The sequence below is a fragment of the Streptomyces alboniger genome (genome assembly GCF_008704395.1).
GTDB lineage: Bacteria > Actinomycetota > Actinomycetes > Streptomycetales > Streptomycetaceae > Streptomyces > Streptomyces alboniger.
On record NZ_CP023695.1, the window covers coordinates 7,809,943 to 7,826,847 of the forward strand.

Here is a 16,905-nt window from a genome sequence, read left to right on the forward strand (position 1 = left end):
TCTTCCCCCGTGTCGTCCGCGCCCGGAACCCGCGATACCCCTACCCCCAGGACTCCACTGTCTGCCGCGACGCTAGATGCGTACCACCGAATCGGTCAAGACATGATCGCTCCCGGTCTCGGTCAACTGCCGTCCTGCACAGGTCAGAAGAGCCGTCAGCGAGCATGGCACTCGTGGGCCTCGCGGCCCAGGACGGCTGAACACACCCCGCCGATCGGCGCCATCATCATCCCGAAGGCGGTGACGACGCTGAAACGGGGGCGGATCTGGTATGCGGTGGGTGTTCCGGTGGATCGTAAGGGGCTCGGGCGAGACGCGGGCCCTGGATGTGTATGACGTCGCGTTCCTGGCGGGCGGGGCCCAGCGGGTGGTGGACAGCGCGGTCATCGCGCTCAACCGGCGCGGGCTGCTCGTGGTGCACGCCTCGCAGGTGCGCACGGTGGCTGGGGAGCAACCCCTGCATGCGGTCGAGCGCGCCGTGGTCGCCTTCTGCGGGCACACCAAGAGCATCGACACCGTACGCGCCGGCCTGCAACGCTCCCCGGAGGTTGAAGAGATCGGCCGCGGGCTTGCTACGTGGGGCCTGGTGGCGGGCGCGGACCGTCAGGTGACCCGTACGGGCCGGCGACACCTCCAGCAGGCCGCGCGCGACCCGAACATGCCTGCGTACGTCCTGGGCGGGGCCGCCGGCCTCCTGGACGCGACGGTGCGAGGCCCGGGCGGCCGCGCGCAGGCGGTTCCACCCCGTTACGGCCCCACTCCGAGGCGCAGCGGCCAGGGCCCGAGGTCGGAGCGCAGGTTTTCGCGCGTGGACGGCGACTCCGGCCCACACTTCGACGGAGGCGGAGGCGGAGGCGGAGGCGGAGGCGGAGGCGGAGGGGGTGGCGGAGGGGGTGGCGGAGGTGGCGGCGAGTGAGTGCTCACGGCCAGTTCACAACGGGATCGCTCAAGCTCCCCGCAGGCAAAACCCACCACGGCGCCGCGATCAACGAGAGCGGCTGCCGCTGCTGTCCCGACGCGTCGCCAACGACGAACCCGAACTGCTCGAATTCTCACCGACATCCTGGCTGGGCCGCCGAGCGCCACCACCCGAACCAGGCCTCCCCGACGAGAAGCTGGCAGCCCAGATGGTGCACACCCTGGCGAAGGAGGTGATGGCCCTGAACCAGCAGGTCGTTGAGCCCGCCGAGAACGTGCACGCCTACACGCCTACATCTCTGGCCCGGCAACCGTCGCGGGCGCGATCGGCCTGTGCTGAGCAAACTCAACGAAGCGCTAAGGGCCGCCGCCCGGCTCCGGGGGCCGCCGGCCGACCACAGCAGCACCGGTATCAAAGGCGTACGCGCACGACTCAGGCCGGGGCAGGCGTACGGGACAGGGCTGTGCGCAGCGCGAAGACACCGAGCAAACCGCCTGCCGTGAACCGCTGAGCGGCCATCACGCGTGGCCGGGCGGCCAGGAATCCCGACACCCGTGCTGCGCCCAGCATGATCAGAGCGTTCACGGAGAGCCCCACGATGATCTGCACGCCACCGAGTTGCAGCAGTTGCGCCCAGGCCGGCCCCGCCTGCGGATCCATGAACTGGGGCAGAAGGGAGGCGTACATGAGAGCGATCTTGGGGTTGAGCAGGTTGGTCAGGAGCCCCATCGAGAAGAGGCGGGCGTTGGAGACGGGAGGCAAATCCTGGGCCGGGGCGAAGGGGGAGCGGCCACCGGGCTTGAGCATGTCCCAGGCCAGGTACGCCAGGTAGGCGGCCCCGGCGAGCTTCACCACCGTGAACGCCAGCGGCACGGCGGCGAACAAGGCCGACAAGCCGGCGGCCGCGGCCAGCAGATAGCACAGGAATCCCACGGCGGTCCCGCTCAGGCTGACCAGGCCCGCCCTCCGGCCTTGGGTGATCGCGCGGGAAGCGAGGTGGATCATGTTCGGTCCCGGAGTCAGGGCCATGCCCAATTCGACCAGGGCCACTCCTCCCACCGCGGCCAGACTGATCACTGGGCAACTCCCGGTCGTCAGCCGGGTAACCGATACCCGGCGTGGGCGGCGTCCGCCGACGACGGACGCCGGACGGCGGCGACGCATCGGCAGTGCCTGCCTCGCTTGCCTCGCCAGCCTCAGGATACGGCCCTGCCTATCGGCGTCTCCGTGCACCCTGTCGCTCCAGCAGAGCGACGAGATCAACATGTGCCTCATGAGCGCGCCGATGGTCTCCGGGTGATCGGCCGGACAGGTCGTAGCCCCCGTCATGAACCCTCGCAGCCCCGAAGCGGGGCGAGCGCAAGGCGTCGCCCACCGGACTCACGCCCAGGCGTTCAGGTTCGCGCCAAATGACCCGTCGGTGTGGGAGAGCGAGGGTCAGTCAGCGCAGGAGGAGAAGGACGGCCACGGCGAGGAGGAGTGAGTCGATGCGGTCGAGCAGGCCCCCGGAGCCGGCCAGCCAGTGAGCGGAGTCCTTCGCCTGCGTTCCTCGCTTGACCATGGACTCCAGGAGGTCCCCGGCCGGGGCGCCGACCGCCACCGCGACCGCCATCGGCGGGCTCAGCGCGGACAGCGCGGTGAGCACACCGAGGGCGGCCGCGGCTCCGGAGAGGGTTCCGCTCCACCGCTTGGCCGGGGAGAGCGGTGACAGCCGTGGCCCGCCCAGCCGTTGACCGGCGAAGTACGCGACGATGTCGCCGACCGAGACAGCGATGAAGAGGACGAGCGCGGTCTCGCCGAGCGTTACCAGGGCGGCGAGCACGCTCAGCCAGACCAGGCCGAGCAGACCGGCCATGAGCCGGCGCAGGCCGTGGGCGCAGTCACCGGCCAGCAGCGGGACCGCGGCGATGGCCAGCGCGCCGGCCGCCACCGCCCGCACCTCGTGACCCGGGGCCAGCCAGGAGGTCAGTACCGCGCCGGAGACGGCCGTGGCCAGTACCGCCCGGTCTACCCGGGACAGTCCCATCAGCCCGCCGAACTCCATCGCCGCGATCACCCCGACCACGAGCGCGAGGGCCGTCACCCCCGGACCGCCCCACCAGAACGCTCCGACGACCAGGGGTACTCCGACCGCCCAGCAGCACCAACGGACCAGCAGTTCGCGGCGCCCGGAAAGCGCCGCGGCCATCCCGCCGAATGCCAGGGCCCCGCCGAGGAAGGGCGCGAGGGAGGCGACGCCGATCACCGGGCGTGACCGACGGCGACATCGCCCGGGGACACCGCGGACTGCCGCGAGAGCGACCCGGGTCGCAGCGCCTCCAGCGCGGTTCCGTACGCCGCCACGATGCGCGCGTTCTCTGCCACGTCCCTGACCGCGACGCGTACGGTACGCCCCTCGTACTGCGGCGAGAGAGGTGACAGGTCGCGTAGGTAGACGTCGTGCCGGCGGCACTCCCGCACCAGGCGGGCGGCGCTCGGTCCGCCGGTCGGCAGGGTGATGGTGAGGAAGTTCGCCACGCCCTCTTCGACCTCGGCCGTGTCGGACGCTCGGGCGAGGTCGGCGGCCAGTTGGCGGCGCAGGGTGTGGGTGCGCAGCCAGCAGGAGCGGTAGTGCACCGGGTCCCGCAGGGCGGCCACGGCGGCGAGTTGTGCGGGAAGGCTCACCGCCCAGGGTGGCGTCCACCGGCGCAACAGTGCCGCGGTGGCGGGTTCGGCCACCAGGAAGGCCGCCCGCACCCCGGACAGCGCGTACATCTTGGACAGCGAGGTGCAGACCACGACCCGCGGGTCCACCGCGGCCAGTGGGGCGAGCGACTCCGCCAGGTCCACGTAGCCGAGGTAGGCCTCATCGATCCACCAGCGGGTCCCGGCCGGGGCGGCCGCGATCAGGGTGCGCAGTTCGGCGGCGGAGGCGTGCCGTCCGGTCGGATTGTTCGGGTTGACCACGACCACCAGGTCATAACGGCCCGCCCCGACGGCAGAGGCCAGCCGCGCGAAGTCGATCCGCCACCCCTCCTCGCGGTGCAACCGGAAGCGGTCCACCCGACATCCGATCACCCGCTCGGTGACGTGGGCGTATTCGCCGTAGCCCGGGTCCAGCAGAAGCACCCTGCTCTGCGGGGTCAGCCACCGGCCGAACGCCCTGAAGATCAGGTCCGACGAGCCGGCCCCGGCCACGAGCGTCTCCACCGGCAGTGCGCGGGCCTTCGCGACTTCCGACAGCAAGCCCTCGGCGCCGGTGGGAGGCGAGGTCCTGGCGGACCAGGCCGGGTCCTCCATGAGCGCCGCAGCCACCCCGGGAGCGGGCGGGAACCAGGCGTCCAGCACGTCCGCGGCGATGACCTCATGACGCCGGTGCAAGGTGCGAAAGTCCGTTCCGATAGCGGTGAACGACGCGCCGCCATGTTCACACCCGTCCGGCCCGGGCGCCCATTCCATGTCCAACTGCCAGTCGACCTCGGAGCCGAACCGCTCCAGGACGCTGCGATACCGGGTGGCCGCCACCTGCGTCAGCTCGGCCACCTCGCCCCTCAGCACCTCGAAGGTCAACGCGCCGCTGCGGACGGCGCGTCCGAGGGGCCGTAGGCCGACCGCCAGGTACATGTCGAGCAGTTCGGTACGACCCATCGCCACCACCGTGCGGCCTCCCCGGGAGGAGACCCAGCGCAGGGCCGCGTACATCAGAAGTGGCGCCACCGCCGTACCACGCCAGCGTGGCTCCACGGTGAGGATACGTACTTCGAAGAGTCCCCCCTCACCCAACAACGGCAGCTCGTCGCGAGTCAGGTACTTGTCCAGGCCGTAGCGGCCCAGCCACGGCGGGGTCAGGCTGACGAAGCCGATGCGGACCGGCCCCCGGGCCGCGACGAGGTAGACGTTGTCGCCGTCCAATGCGTCGTACAACCGCTCTTCCGGCCGCGGCGTGTGCTGACCCAGCTCTTGGGCGTACACGCGGTGCCGCAACTCGTGGATCCAGTCGAGGTCCTCGGGCGTGGCGGCTCGTATGTGCAGGTCGCGACTCATGCATGTCTCTTTCGGCAAAGGGGAGTTCCCTGGGGCTACGGAGGCCGACTGGCCCGGGCGCTCTGCCGTCTCCGTACTGGAGGTTCGCGCCATGAGCACATCTTTGGGGGTGCCGTGCGACCACACATGAGTACGCGTACGTGAGTATTCGCGTGGGAGGACTCCGTCAACCTCACCGTGTCTCCGGCCTCGTCCCGTCCCGGCCCCTTCTCACGTGTCGAGGCGGAGGTTGGTCAGCACGCGCCAGTTCTTGAGATGCGCGAACGTGTGCTCACACACCGCCCGTTCCGCGGCGATCAGCTGGTCGACCAGCTTCCTCGCGGCCGAGAGCTGCTTACCCTTGGGCTTCTTGAAACCTGTGATGACCGCCGGGTCGGCGTCCGGACCGCCGCCGTCGTCGAGGCCGACCAAGCCAAGGTCGGCGATCGCGGCCAGGCCCGCTGCGCGCAGCCGACCGACCAGGTCGTCTTGGCGGCAGGCGGTGATCACCGAGCCGCGTGCCGGGCGGGCGGTGGAGGTCCAGCAGCCGGCCCCGCACGTCGGTCAGGGTGATGACCAGCAGCCTGGCCCTCTGTGCTTCGCCGACCAGCGGCGTCTTGTGGGCAGGCCCGGTTGGCGTTCGGTGGGTATCAGCGAGCCGTCGAGGAGAACGACGCTGCCACCCTCCCGGGCGATTTTCGCCAGAGCCCGCTCCGGCCGCGGCGCCTTCGCGGCGAGCAGTTCGATCATCTCCTTCAGCCACCGGTCCACGGTTGTGCGGGAGACGTCGTTGCCGCCGGCCAGGTCGGCCAGGTGCTGGTCATGCCGTAGCGCGGCCAGCATGATCACCGCGATTCGCTCCTGTCGGCAGCTTCCGCCAGCGGGAGCGGATCCTCTTCAGGTGGGCGGTGAGCAGCCCGGTCAGCAAGCGCAGGGTCTGCGTGCGGCGACAGCGGCAGCCAGCACTGGTGGACAAGCTCGGTGTGGTCCCCGGCCGGTGTGTTGTTTGTAGGCATACTCCATCAACTCGCGCCGGGGGCCGCCTGGATACGGTTCATGGCAGGCAGATCACGGCCGGATGCGGTAGGTGCCGTTCGGCAGCTTGTGCAGCCGGCCCCGCGCGGCCGGCTTCGACAGCTTTCCGCGAAGAGGCTCCAGCCGATCCGGCACCGAGGCGTCGATGCCCAGCTCGGCGCCGACCTCCTTGACCATCACCGGTCCGCCCGCGGCCTTAACGATCTGCAAGATCCGCTGGTAGTCGCCCGGTAGCGCGGCCGCATACGCCGCCTCGCCGCGGTGCGGCACCTTCAACACCGAACGTCCCGCGACCTGCACCAGCCCGCGGCGTCCCGGCGTTCTGCTCGGCCACGGTGGCCTCGGGCTCCTGCCCGTACAGCCGCCGCAGCACCCGCTCCGCGACCACCAGCCCCTCACACTCGCCCTCCACCTCGGGAAGCTGCTCGGTCAGCTACTCCGCGAGCTGGCCCAGCTCGGACCGGCGGGCAGCGATCTTCTCCAGCGACTACGCGCCAGACTCCCGCCCCCGACCAGCACGAGCACCCCACCCGCCACCCACGTCAGCACCGCTGACCAGCCCGGATTCCTTGGAGCGACAGCTGACACACCAACAACAGGCTGGCGCGCGACGAGCTCGCGTCGCCAAGCGCTGGAGCGATGGTCAGGGGATGAGCAGCACCTTCCCGGCGGTCTTGCGAGCCTGGAGGTCCTCGTGGGCCTGCCGTGCGTCGGTTAGCTGGTATGTGGCGCCGATGCGTACCTTGAGAGAGTCGTCGGCCATCGCCGCAAAGAGCTCGCCGATCCGCCACTCCAGCTCGGCGCGGGTCTGGACGTAGTCGTCGCTGTTCGGGCGGGTCAGGTACACCGAACCGGCCTTATTCAGCAGTTGCGGGTCGATCGGCGGCACTGGACCGCTCGAGGCGCCGAATAGCGCCAGCAGGCCTCGCTTGCGCAGGCTTGCCAGGCTTCCATCCACAGTGGACTTGCCGACCCCGTCGTAGACGACGTGAACGCCCTCACCGTCGGTGAGCTTCCGGGTCGCATCGGCGAAATTCACTTGGTCGTAACGGATCACCTCGTCGGCCCCAGCCTCGCGGGCAAGCGCCTCCTTCTCGGCGGTCGACACCGTACCGATCACCCGTGCCCCCCGCGCCTTGGCCAACTGGATCAGCAGCAACCCAACACCCCCGGCCGCCGCGTGCACCAGGATCGTTTCACCCTCCTTGACGGGATAGGTCGATGTGACCAGGTAATGCGCGGTGATCCCCTGCAACGGCACAGCAGCGGCCATCTGGTCGGACACGCCGTCCGGTACGTGCACCGACGAATCGGCTGGCACCAGCGCCCGCTGCGCGTAGCTGCCCGGCACGCCCTGCCAGGCCACCCGGTCCCCCTCGTCGAAACCGCGCACGTCCGAGCCCACCGCGACGACCGTCCCGGCGCCCTCCAGGCCAAGGATGTAAGGCAGCGGGACCGGGTAAAGCCCAGCCCGTTGGTAGGTGTCGATGTAGTTCACACCCGCAGCCGCCACGTCGACCAGGAGCTCGCCCGGCCCTGGCGCGCCGATCTCCACCTCCGCGACCTCGAGCACCTCCGGGCCTCCGGCCCGCCGAACCTGCACTGCTGTGGGCATGCGTCTTCCTGACTTCGGGTCACGTTCTCGGCCGCTACGACTGTAGCTGCCGAGAGGTTTTCCAGCTGGCCGGAGGTGGGTGTGGCAATCGGGTGGGGTACGGGGCCCAAGCCGGCATGCCGTCGCGAGATCAAGGCACTCAACGGGCTTCAGGATCAGGGTGATTGTTCTCCGGACCGCTGCCCTTGTCGCCGCTACTGTCTCCACGTGCCTGTTGTGAACGACGGCGATTCTCGGCTCTGTCGAAGATCTTGTGATGCCAGGCTGCTGAACTGGGCGGCGCTCCCGGCCAGATGTCCGTCCTGCGCGATGCCGTCGTGGCGGGTGCACGGCCGTTACGTACGTCACCTCGCCGACGCACCCATCGGCGGCGCCCCGGTCTTCATCGAGGTCGTGGCGCGCAGGTTCGAGTGTCTCAATGCCGGTTGCCCCGCGGTGACGTTCGTGGAGCAGATCGAGGGGCTGCGCGCAGCGGGCCTGGCCGAGATCGCCGACCTTGGCTTGGTCGGCCTCGACGACGGCGGCGGTCCGGACGCCGACCCGGCGGTCATCACAGGTTTCAAGAAGCCCAAGGGTAAGCAGCTCTCGGCCGCGAGGAAGCTGGTCGACCAGCTGATCGCCGCGGAACGGGCGGTGTGTGAGCACACGTTCGCGCATCTCAAGAACTGGCGCGTGCTGACCAGACTCCGCCTCGACGTGAAGTGGCCCACCTGGCCGGTCCGGGCGCTGATGATCCTCACCGAGGGGGTAGCCCATGAACTGGCCAGCGGCGGACTCCACCGCGGAACGGGCGTGGAGGCGACGACCGGCGAGGTCTTTCAGTGGACGTTAAGTCCGTTTTGGGGTAGGGGCCTCATCCGGGCTGGGTGAGGAAGCCTTGGCGGGTGAGGCGTCCGAGACGGCTGCGGGTGATGTTGACGGATGCCTCGTCGGTGGGCATGCCGAGGAGTTCGTGCAGTTCGCGGGCGAGGGCCCTGGACGGTTCTCCGACGCTGTTGGTCAATTGTTGGGATCGTCAGGCCCCCGGCGAGAGGCGCGCAACTTTCAGCTGGGCATGTCCGGGGCCGCCGCCGTAACGAAGCTCTCGGCAGTGGTGCACGCCTTTTGTGAGTCCTTCGCTATGGAGTCCACGACGATCACACCGATTGAACCGAATGAGGTGGGCCACCAGATGGCGCAACTGCCGGGGTCCTCATTGGCGGCAGTTCCTATGTGTTCCATGGCACCGGACAGGCCCGGGATGGACACCGGCGACGCCGAACCCGCCCAGGCATCCACGGAGTCGGTGGCGAGGTACTGGAGCACGATGCCGTAGTCATGGCCTTTGTACACCGAGTGCCACGAGCACTGCCGCACCCCCGAATTGTCGGCCGCCGGGTCCGGCGTGCCCATGGAGAAGCGGGTGCGAACCGATGCGCTCAGGACGCTGCAGGGTTTGGGCAGGCTACTCAGCGGCACCGCCGTGGGGCTGGAAGGCGCCTGTGTCTCGGTGGGTGTGGTGGTTGTGGGTGCTTCGGTCGGCGTGGTGGTCGGCGTGGTTGCGGGTGTGGCTGTCGAGGTGGTGTTGTCGGGGCTCGTGGGCGGAGCCCCCTTGGCATCTGCGCGAGAGCCGTCGCCGAACACAGATCCGGCAAAGAGTGCGATCACGGTTGCCAGCGCCGCCGCCGTGAGGCCGCCGGCCCAGACGATGCCGAGCCGACTTGCCCGTCGTACTGCCGACTGGTGCTCTGGCTGAACATCCGACCGGACCGTGGGCGTGCGTACGACGATCGCCTCGACGGTGCGCGTTCCCCGCAGGATGGCGAGGGCCTGCCCCGCGGTCGGCCGCCGCAGCGAATCCTTGTCGAGCAGTCGCGTGATGAGCGGCTCCAACGCCCCTGCTTGAGCCATCGGCGGGGGCGCTTCGTTGACGGTCGCGTAGAGCGAACCCATGGGGAGGTCGCGACGGAACGGGGACACGCCTTCCACGGACTGGTACAGCGTCACCCCTACGGAGAACAGATCGCTCGCGGCGTTGCCGTCCTGTCCCTGCGCCCGCTCCGGCGCGGTGTACTCGGCCGAACCCAAGAAGGTCCCCGTCGTGGTCAACGCGGTGTCGGTCGAGCGGGTGGCGATACCGAAGTCCGCAAGGAGCACCCGCCCGTCGTCGGTGAGCATCACATTGGACGGCTTGACGTCGCGGTGCACAATCCCGGCGGCGTGGGCCGCGTCGAGTGCGGAGAGCAGGCCGACAGCGATGGTCGCAACCTGCGCGGGTGGCAGGGACCGTTGGTCGTCGAGCCGTTGGGCCAGCGAGCACCCGACCACCAGCTCCATGAGGATCCACGGGGTCTCGTCCTCGATGATCACTCCGTGAACCGCGAGGATGTTGGGGTGCGCTTGGAGTTCCACGGCATGGCGGGCCTCCCGCTCAGCCCGCTCTAGCCACTTGGCACGCTCCGCCCCTGACGCAGCAGGCAGCAATATCTCCTTGAGTGCGACGTCGGCATCCGACTCCTGGTCGTGGGCCCTCCAGACTGTCCCGAAGCCCCCCGAACCCAACGTTTCCACCAGACGGTAGCGCCCGGCGACGATCCGGCCCGGCCCGGCTCCCTGCGGCATCGCGATCCCCCGATCCTGTGTCTCCCTACCCGTCACCAGGCGCGCCACCAGCTCATTGCCACGCGCTTCGCGCAGACCCCCGCTTCCGCAGTTGCCGATCCCCACACCGCTGCCTGGCGACATGGCCCTTGCGCTTCCGCTTACCGGCCTAACCGGCGGCCCCGGAAACCACATCAGGTTAGGCCCTCGGATCACTCGAGAATCTGGGTATGGAGCAAGTGACCGGAAGACGCTGCGAGCGGCGAGCGATTCAGGTTCTTGACGAAGCGCATCCGGGGTCGAACCCTCACGCGGCTGATCGGCACCGCAGGTCGCATGTGATCAGGGCAGGGCAACAGCCTGCATGGCCCATGGCAGCGGGTGATCGGTAGGCTGCGGTAATGAGGGCGGCCGCGTCGCACTCCTTGCGAACCTCAGTGGGCGTCAAGTCCGATCTTCCTCGGTTCGTGATCGCTCGATCGTGGTACTGATCGGCGCATCGGCCATCTTCTGGGCATGTTCATGCTGAAGTGCGGGACGTGAAGAGAGAGCCGTACCTCAGCGACTTATCCGACGAGCAGGGGGCGTTGATCGAGCCGATGATCACGGCCTGGAAGCAGGACCGGGTGGAACGGTCCGCGACCGGCGATCCCGGGGCCTGCGATCTGCTGAGAGATCGTGAACGCGATCTTCTACCAGAGCCGGACGGGCTGCCAGTGGCGCTATCTGCCCCACGATCTGCCCGCCTGGTCGGCGGTGTTCTACTACTTCGGCCTGTGGCGCCAGGACAGCCTTGACCAGCGGATCCAGGAACTCCTGTGCTGTCAGGTGCGGGAGAGAGCGCGCCGATTAGAGGGCCCGTCCCTCGTGATCATCGATACCCAGTCCGTGCGTGCGGCCGCGGGTGTCCCGAAGACCACGACCGGGCTGGACGCGAACAAGAAGGTGTCGGGCCGTAAGCGGGGACTGGCCGTGGACGTTTTGGGGCTGGTCATCGGCGTCGTGGTGCTGGCCGCCTCCGCGCACGACAACGCCGCCGGCATCGCCCTGCTCGATCAGGCCGCTGAGCGGTGCGGCAACCGCCTGGAGAAGGCTCTGGTGGGCCAGGGCTTCAAGGACCAGGTCGTCATCCACGGCGCCCTGTTGGACATCGACGTCGAGGTCGTGCGCCGCAACCCCGACCACCAGGGCAAGGGTTTCGTCCCGCAGCCGAAGCGGTGGATCGTGGAGCAGGTCAACGGCACACTGCTGTTGCACCGCCGTCTGGCCCGGGAGTACGACCACCGGCCCGGCACCTCCGCCTCGCGGGTCTACTGGGCCTCCATCGCGAACATGACCCGCCGCCTCACCACACCGAGCCCGGCCTGGCGCGACACTCTCGAGTTCGCCGCGTGAACGTCATCGAGCTCTTGGCCGAACTCCAGGCCCCCAACACGACGAGACCACGGTCCGGGCCGGTGAACTACTCGCCCAGATCGAGCACTTGACGGCCATCCTGGCCGAGACCGAAGTGCGCCTCACGGACCTGGCCACCACCCGGAAGGTCATCGCTGAACTCGCGCTGGCCCAAGACGATCCCGAACCGCCCGAGACGAGCACCGCTTACGAGGCCATCGTGAACGCCTTCAATCAGCACCCTGACCAGGAGTTCCGGGCCCGTGAGCTGCACGAACTCCTCGGCATGCCCACCGACGAGGCATCGGTCAACGTCACCCGCGCTCGTCTCGGACGCCTCCTTCGCCAAGGCTTCCTCACCCAGCCCGGACGAGTCCGTTACCAGAAACGGACTTAACGTCCACTCAGAAGGGCTCGATCGCCAAGATCTGAACCGGCACCTGATCATGCAGCTCACCGCTGCACACCAACTGGACCTGGACGCACGGTCGTCGACATGTCGCGGCCCGGACCGGGGATGCCCAGGGCCAGGTTGCCGACATGGAGCAACCCGTCTTGATGGCACTTGAGGAAGGCCACCTGGTTCGCGGGGCGCATGGTGCCGGTGGGGCAGGCGCCCAGGCCGAGGTCGGTCGCCGTGAGGCACAGCGTCTGTAGCAGGCACCCGGCGTCTCGGTAGATGAGGCTCAGCGCCAGTCCCTCGTACTTCCAGCCGGTGCGGGCGGCGTGCGAGGCCAGCAGGAGGCTCGCGGGCGGCGGATGCTCCATGTAGGCAGGCATGGTCACCGTGGTGTTCAGTACGGCTGCCAGCTCGTCGTCCCAGGGGGCCAACCGGTTCAGGGTGTGGTCGAACGGGTCGTAGTGGTAGGCGCCGGGGGCCAGCCCGGAGACCTTCCGGGCGATCACGTACGTCTCCAGGCTGTGCCGTCCGCCGCCGGACGGGGACGGACGCTGTGTCTGCTGGAACCGGAGGGGGCCCAGGGGGCCCCGGACACGGGCCGAGCGGGCGAGGAACACAGCCAGGTGGCCGAGGGGCAGCGGCGAGGGCGCGAAGTCGCGGATGCTGCGCCGCTCGGTCAGCACCTCGCGCAGCGGGCGGCTGGGCAGCTCATCGGAGTCCGTGAGCCGGACGGTCCTTGTCGAGTCGGGGTGACGCAACCGGGCCGGGGGCGGGGAACCTTGCTGCGTGTTCGCGGCGGGACCGTGTCCGGCCCGGGCGTGGGCGGCGAGTTCGTAGGGCGTCAACCCCTGGGGCATCGGGGCGGTATGGGCCGAGGAGCGGATGATCCCGGCGGCGGCGAGTTGGTCCAAGGCCCGCTGGGTCGCCGCGAGTTCGGCCCCGCCGCTCCCTTCGCCGTTCGGAGCGGATGCGCCCCATCGGGCGTGGATCTCCTCGGTCGTGAGCGGGCGGCCCAGTTCGTTGAGGAGTGCCAGCAGTCGGGGGCGCGCCGTGAACCTGCGCCACCGGCGGCAGTCGACGAGGACGGGCCCTGCCTCGTCCTGCCATTCGAGGAGCAGGTCGGGGTTGCGCCGGTAGCGCACGGGGCCGGACGGGCTTCCGTTGTCGACCCCGCTCCCGTCCGCGCTGGGCGTGGGAGGTGCGGAGGCTTCTGCGGCACGGGGTTTCACGGTTCCTCGACGCCTCTCTGTAGGTCGTCATTAGGTCTGTGCGGCTTCGACGCCGGGGGACGGCGGGCCGTGGTGGTGCGGCCGGCGGGTGAGGGAGGACCGTCGCGCCTTACAGGAAGGGCAGAGGCAGTGGGTTGAGCTGCGCCTCCGTCAGCGCTGTATCGCGTACGCCCATGGCGAGCGGCGCCTGGAACACCCTCGGCCCGCCGCGGCGGTGGAAGTCGCTGCGCAGAGTGATCGGGCACAGTCCGGGCACCACCGTTCTGACGACCGTCACCCCGCACTCGGCCACGTCGATCGGAGTGATGTCCACGGCGACCGCCTCGTGCCCTCGCGCCGCGAGTCGCCGGACGGCCTCCGTGACGTCGGCGGGGAGCCCGGGGGAGGGGCGCCGGGCCGCGACGGGGCGCAGCGGCCCCTCGTCCCAGAACGCCAGGTGCGCGAGCCGGTGGGGCGCCCAGTAGAAGAGGGAGAAGTCCTTCAGTGTGGTCAGTACCTTGCCCGGTTCGGGAATTGCCTCCCCCGCGTCGAGGTTCTCCTGCCACAGTCGGGCGCCCGCCCAGCCCAGGCAGCCCTCTTCCAGGGCGCCGAGCAGGGCCGCGTGCGGGTCCAGGTCGGCGCGCGCGGAGTGGGTGACCACGGGCCGCCGTTCGGTCTGCCTGAGGAAACGCACGCCTACCACCGGGATTCCCAGGTCGGTGGTCAGGTCCTTGGCGGTGACCGTCACGCCCTGGCCGCGCATGTGCTCGACGATGCGCCGGGTCGGGCCCTCAGGTAGCCCGTCGAGGTCGAGCGTGGGCAGGACGAGCCGGTTCTCCCAGAAGATCACGGACGCGTCTCTCTCGACGGCCTCCATCAGACCGCCGTGCACCGCGTGGTGGTAACTGCCGCCCGCCGCGAGGCCGGTGGAGATCGGGTCGTACCAGGCGCGGTGGCCGGGCGGGAAGCGGTAGGGCAGGTAGACGGCGCAGGCAGGGACGTACCGGGTGTGGCCGGTGAGCAGTGACCTGCCCCGCACCCAGTCGATCTCCGCGTCCGGGTCGCACGGGGCCAGCCGGGTGTGGCGGGCGTACTCCGCCGCCGAACCCAGGGGGAGCGTGCGGGGGTCGACCGCCTCGCCGCCCAGGGCGGTGGTGGAGGCGCGCACCAGGCTCTCCGGGTCGTAGACGCCTGCCGCGTACCGTTCCAGGGTCTCGCCCACGGCGCACACGCGGGCCGTCACCGGGTCGTTCTTGACCGCGCCGCCTCGCGCCTCGGCCGTGACGGGCGAGAACCAGTGGGTCTTCGTCATCCCGGCCGTACGGGCGTAGGTCGCCTTCCCGAGGGCGTCGTCCTGCTCGTCCACCAGCAGGCGGAGCACCATTCCGGTGAGGGTGTCCACCGTGCCGCGCATCCGCTCCCAACTGAGCGTGTTGTCGATCTCCGTGGGCTGGTCCTCGCGTCGGGGCGGCACGGCGTGTGCGGCGCAGGCGGGGCAGCCCGGCAGGTGGAACAGGTCGTGCCGGGTGCGGGCCAAGGAGCCGTGTTCGATTTCGGTCAGCCTCACGCGGCCTTGCGTGATCTCGTCTTCCGGCGTCTTTCCGCTTTCCGCTGTCTCGTCCGCCCCTTCGTGCGGGGTCCCGGGGCCCAAGAGGGTGAGTACTTCGTGTGCGAGCAGCCCGGAGGCTACCGCCGTGCTCGGCCATCCGCCCGAGTCCGATGCGCCGAAGAGGACGGTCAGGGGGAGGTCGGCGATGGGCTGCCAGATGTGGTTGGCGCGGAGCCGACGTACCACGCACACCGGACAGGGCGTGTGCGGCGGCCGGAGAGTGGCGTGGAACAACCGGGTCGGGGTGTCGAGGTAAGTGACCATGGGCGTGCCGGCTTCCAGCGCGGAAGCGACCCGGCGTACCAGTTGCTCCTCGGGGAGCGAGAGCGGCAGGACCGCGACGGCCACCGGCGACGTCCGGTCGTCGGGCACCGTCGGTACGCCCGCGCGCTCCAGCAGAGCGCTCACCTCTCCGCCCAGCCCCTGGGGGGTGACAGCGACCGGCCGACCCGCGCGGAGCGCGGTCGTCTCTCCGTACAACGGGTGGATGGACTGCCCCTGTTGATGCGCGAGTCCGCGGGAGCGCAGACCGCTCACCACCCGTTCCGGAACGGCGTCCGCCCGCACGGCCTCGCTGCCGGTCCCGGGAGTGGGCACCCGGACGGGGACCCGCAGGGTTCCGGTGCTCGCGCAGACGTACAGGTGGTCACCGCGCGGGACCAGGCTTACGTCAGGACGCAGCTCGGTGGGGGCATGGGCATCCATGGGGCCGCCTTCCGGGAGAGGTGAGGAGACAACGCCCGGTTCCGTGCCGGGGCCGGGCGCCCGCGGCCAGGCGCCGCGGTGCGCGAAGCGCCCCTGACCGCTTGTCGCGCGCGGTCAGGGGCGCGGAGCCTCAGGAGCCTCCGGACGTGGGAGTCAGCACGTCCATGGAGTTCGGGGCCGCCCAGGACAGACAGCTGTGACCCGCGAACGCCTCCTCCGACTCCGGAATCGCCATTTCCTCGAACAATGCATCTCCGTCGATCTCGACGGGCTGTTTCGACTGCTGCACTATTTCCGCCCTTTCGCTCGTGTGTCTCTTTTCCTTTTGGTTGAGCACTGCTTTGGTTGAGCACTGCACTGCGAAACTGCCACAGGGGCGGTTCGCCTGTTCCATTGCAGGGTGTCGAGTTCGGCAATACAAGAGCATGGTGAAATAACCCACCCAGCAGGTGATTTGGAGGCTGCCGGGGCGTGCGAAGGGGTGGCACAGAGCGCGGCGCATCCGCCCCCGAGCCACCGGATGCGACCGCGTCGCCGCCGACGACGGTTACGGGCGGGCCGCCCGGCCCCGGTGCGCCCGAGAGCTCACCACCGCCGGGTTGGCCGACTTGCGGTCGATCTCCACGATCGGCAGTCAGTAACCGCCTGTTCGTAACGGCGGCCGCAGCCCGGCTTGCAGCAGGCGCGCGGCAGCAGCACGACCCCGTCTCGGGGTGTCGACGAGCCGCGACCCCGGGGTGCACGGCTTGCAGAAGAGCCTCCGAACGCAACGCGGGCACCCTGTACAGCAGTTGTGATGGTGGTCGACCTGACACCAGATCGGTCCGTACGCAGCGCTGTCCCTGGGGTCGTCGTCGCAGAGCGGGCAGTAGTCGATCCGAACTCTCAGGGTGGCGTTCACTCGCTCGACGGAGAGCCCGAATCGCTTGGCCTGTTGTACGGCCGTTCCGCAGGATCGGGCCGCTCGGTAAAGGCCCCAACTGGTCGCGGCGGGCGGTACGTTCATCGACGCGACAGCAAGCACGATGAACGCGAGGGACAACATGCCGATGGGCGACCTTGTCAAGACCGCACTGGGCGATGCGTTAAAAGCCACGGTATGCACGGCGTTGGACAAGAACTATGTCCGCGGCTTCAACGAGGCGTCCAGCGCCTGCGTGGAGGTACTGACGGGCGCCAGGAACGGACTGCTGGCAAAGATGGAGTCCGGGGGCAAGCTGTCCGCGCAGGAACAGGCGCTGTACGCGCGGCTGACCGAACTGGAAGCCGAGATGGGAGAACGTCTGAACGCTGCCTACGAGCCGCCGTCCGCAAAGCTCGACCTGCCGTAACCACCCGGGCCTGACCCGGTGATCACGTAGCGGTGTCCTGGCGAACGGGGCCCCGGCCCAGCCCGGGGCCGGGGCGCTGGTCAGACTGCGAAGTCGTAGCTCGCGA

The 16,905-nt window shown here is 69.6% G+C and carries 17 protein-coding genes and 1 pseudogene; 5 read left to right on the forward strand and 13 right to left on the reverse strand.

The annotated features are described in order from the left end of the window. The first annotated feature begins 280 nt into the window (after positions 1–280). The gene (locus tag CP975_RS34090; protein WP_246201726.1) at positions 281–916 is read left to right on the forward strand and encodes a TIGR04222 domain-containing membrane protein; all 636 of its coding nucleotides are present in this window, start codon (positions 281–283) and stop codon (positions 914–916) included. Positions 917–1,351: 435 nt separating this feature from the next. Here the strand turns inward: CP975_RS34090 and CP975_RS34100 are convergent, their stop codons facing one another. The 7 genes from CP975_RS34100 to CP975_RS34130 all read right to left on the reverse strand — a co-directional run bounded on the left by CP975_RS34100 (position 1,352) and on the right by CP975_RS34130 (position 7,571). Continuing rightward, entirely contained in the window at positions 1,352–1,996 is a 645-nt protein-coding gene (locus CP975_RS34100; RefSeq protein WP_055527568.1) for a LysE family translocator, read from the reverse strand. A 364-nt stretch (positions 1,997–2,360) separates the two neighbouring features. Continuing rightward, a complete protein-coding gene (locus CP975_RS34105; RefSeq protein WP_199782882.1) occupies positions 2,361–3,164 on the reverse strand; it encodes a phosphatidate cytidylyltransferase in 804 nt (267 codons plus the stop codon). After that, complete coding sequence (locus CP975_RS34110) at positions 3,161–4,942, reverse strand: pyridoxal phosphate-dependent aminotransferase (RefSeq protein WP_055527567.1); 1,782 nt, start codon at positions 4,940–4,942, stop codon at positions 3,161–3,163. The genes CP975_RS34105 and CP975_RS34110 overlap by 4 nt, the downstream gene beginning before the upstream one ends. A 210-nt stretch (positions 4,943–5,152) precedes the next feature. After that, positions 5,153–5,431, reverse strand: coding sequence for a transposase family protein (locus CP975_RS34115; RefSeq protein ID WP_055527566.1), 279 nt, complete (start codon positions 5,429–5,431; stop codon positions 5,153–5,155). 54 nt (positions 5,432–5,485) lie between these two features. After that, positions 5,486–5,770: a helix-turn-helix domain-containing protein gene (locus tag CP975_RS34120; RefSeq protein WP_055527565.1), complete on the reverse strand. Its 285-nt coding sequence runs from the start codon at positions 5,768–5,770 to the stop codon at positions 5,486–5,488. Positions 5,771–5,989: 219 nt separating this feature from the next. Then, positions 5,990–6,235, reverse strand: a complete 246-nt coding sequence (locus CP975_RS35265; protein ID WP_199782881.1) for a hypothetical protein — start codon at positions 6,233–6,235, stop codon at positions 5,990–5,992. 364 nt (positions 6,236–6,599) lie between these two features. Then, positions 6,600–7,571 (reverse strand): quinone oxidoreductase family protein, encoded by a 972-nt coding sequence (locus CP975_RS34130; RefSeq protein WP_055527560.1) that lies wholly within the window; start codon positions 7,569–7,571, stop codon positions 6,600–6,602. A gap of 207 nt (positions 7,572–7,778) precedes the next feature. Between CP975_RS34130 and CP975_RS34135 the strand changes: the two genes are divergently transcribed. Next, the gene (locus CP975_RS34135; protein ID WP_208835600.1) at positions 7,779–8,441 is read left to right on the forward strand and encodes a transposase family protein; all 663 of its coding nucleotides are present in this window, start codon (positions 7,779–7,781) and stop codon (positions 8,439–8,441) included. On the opposite strand, the gene CP975_RS35270 is transcribed toward CP975_RS34135, so the two are convergent. Beyond that, the gene (locus CP975_RS35270) at positions 8,425–8,574 is read right to left on the reverse strand and encodes a hypothetical protein (RefSeq protein ID WP_167532635.1); all 150 of its coding nucleotides are present in this window, start codon (positions 8,572–8,574) and stop codon (positions 8,425–8,427) included. The genes CP975_RS34135 and CP975_RS35270 overlap by 17 nt on opposite strands. Before the next feature lie 41 nt (positions 8,575–8,615). Further along, on the reverse strand, positions 8,616–10,295 hold the full coding sequence (locus CP975_RS34140; protein ID WP_167532782.1) for a serine/threonine-protein kinase: 1,680 nt from the start codon (positions 10,293–10,295) through the stop codon (positions 8,616–8,618). 395 nt (positions 10,296–10,690) lie between these two features. Between CP975_RS34140 and CP975_RS34145 the strand changes: the two are divergent. Both CP975_RS34145 and CP975_RS34150 read left to right on the forward strand, forming a co-directional pair. After that, positions 10,691–11,546, forward strand: a pseudogene (locus CP975_RS34145) (IS5 family transposase). 88 nt (positions 11,547–11,634) lie between these two features. Further along, positions 11,635–11,943 carry a hypothetical protein gene (locus CP975_RS34150; RefSeq protein ID WP_246201727.1) on the forward strand — a complete coding sequence of 103 codons (309 nt, stop codon included), beginning with the start codon at positions 11,635–11,637 and terminating at the stop codon, positions 11,941–11,943. Between the two features lie 56 nt (positions 11,944–11,999). On the opposite strand, the gene CP975_RS34155 is transcribed toward CP975_RS34150, so the two are convergent. The 4 genes from CP975_RS34155 to CP975_RS36710 all read right to left on the reverse strand — a co-directional run bounded on the left by CP975_RS34155 (position 12,000) and on the right by CP975_RS36710 (position 16,513). Beyond that, entirely contained in the window at positions 12,000–13,175 is a 1,176-nt protein-coding gene (locus CP975_RS34155) for a SagB/ThcOx family dehydrogenase (protein ID WP_246201728.1), read from the reverse strand. A gap of 109 nt (positions 13,176–13,284) precedes the next feature. Then, positions 13,285–15,468 carry a YcaO-like family protein gene (locus tag CP975_RS34160; RefSeq protein WP_055527552.1) on the reverse strand — a complete coding sequence of 728 codons (2,184 nt, stop codon included), beginning with the start codon at positions 15,466–15,468 and terminating at the stop codon, positions 13,285–13,287. A 130-nt stretch (positions 15,469–15,598) separates the two neighbouring features. Continuing rightward, on the reverse strand, positions 15,599–15,757 hold the full coding sequence (locus tag CP975_RS36115) for an azolemycin family RiPP peptide (protein WP_246201729.1): 159 nt from the start codon (positions 15,755–15,757) through the stop codon (positions 15,599–15,601). Positions 15,758–16,102: 345 nt separating this feature from the next. Then, positions 16,103–16,513, reverse strand: coding sequence for an endonuclease domain-containing protein (locus CP975_RS36710; RefSeq protein WP_150477716.1), 411 nt, complete (start codon positions 16,511–16,513; stop codon positions 16,103–16,105). Here CP975_RS36710 and CP975_RS34175 point away from each other — a divergent pair. Continuing rightward, positions 16,494–16,799 carry a hypothetical protein gene (locus tag CP975_RS34175; protein WP_167532636.1) on the forward strand — a complete coding sequence of 102 codons (306 nt, stop codon included), beginning with the start codon at positions 16,494–16,496 and terminating at the stop codon, positions 16,797–16,799. The two genes, CP975_RS36710 and CP975_RS34175, sit on opposite strands and share 20 nt — an antisense overlap. The last annotated feature ends 106 nt before the right edge of the window (positions 16,800–16,905 follow it).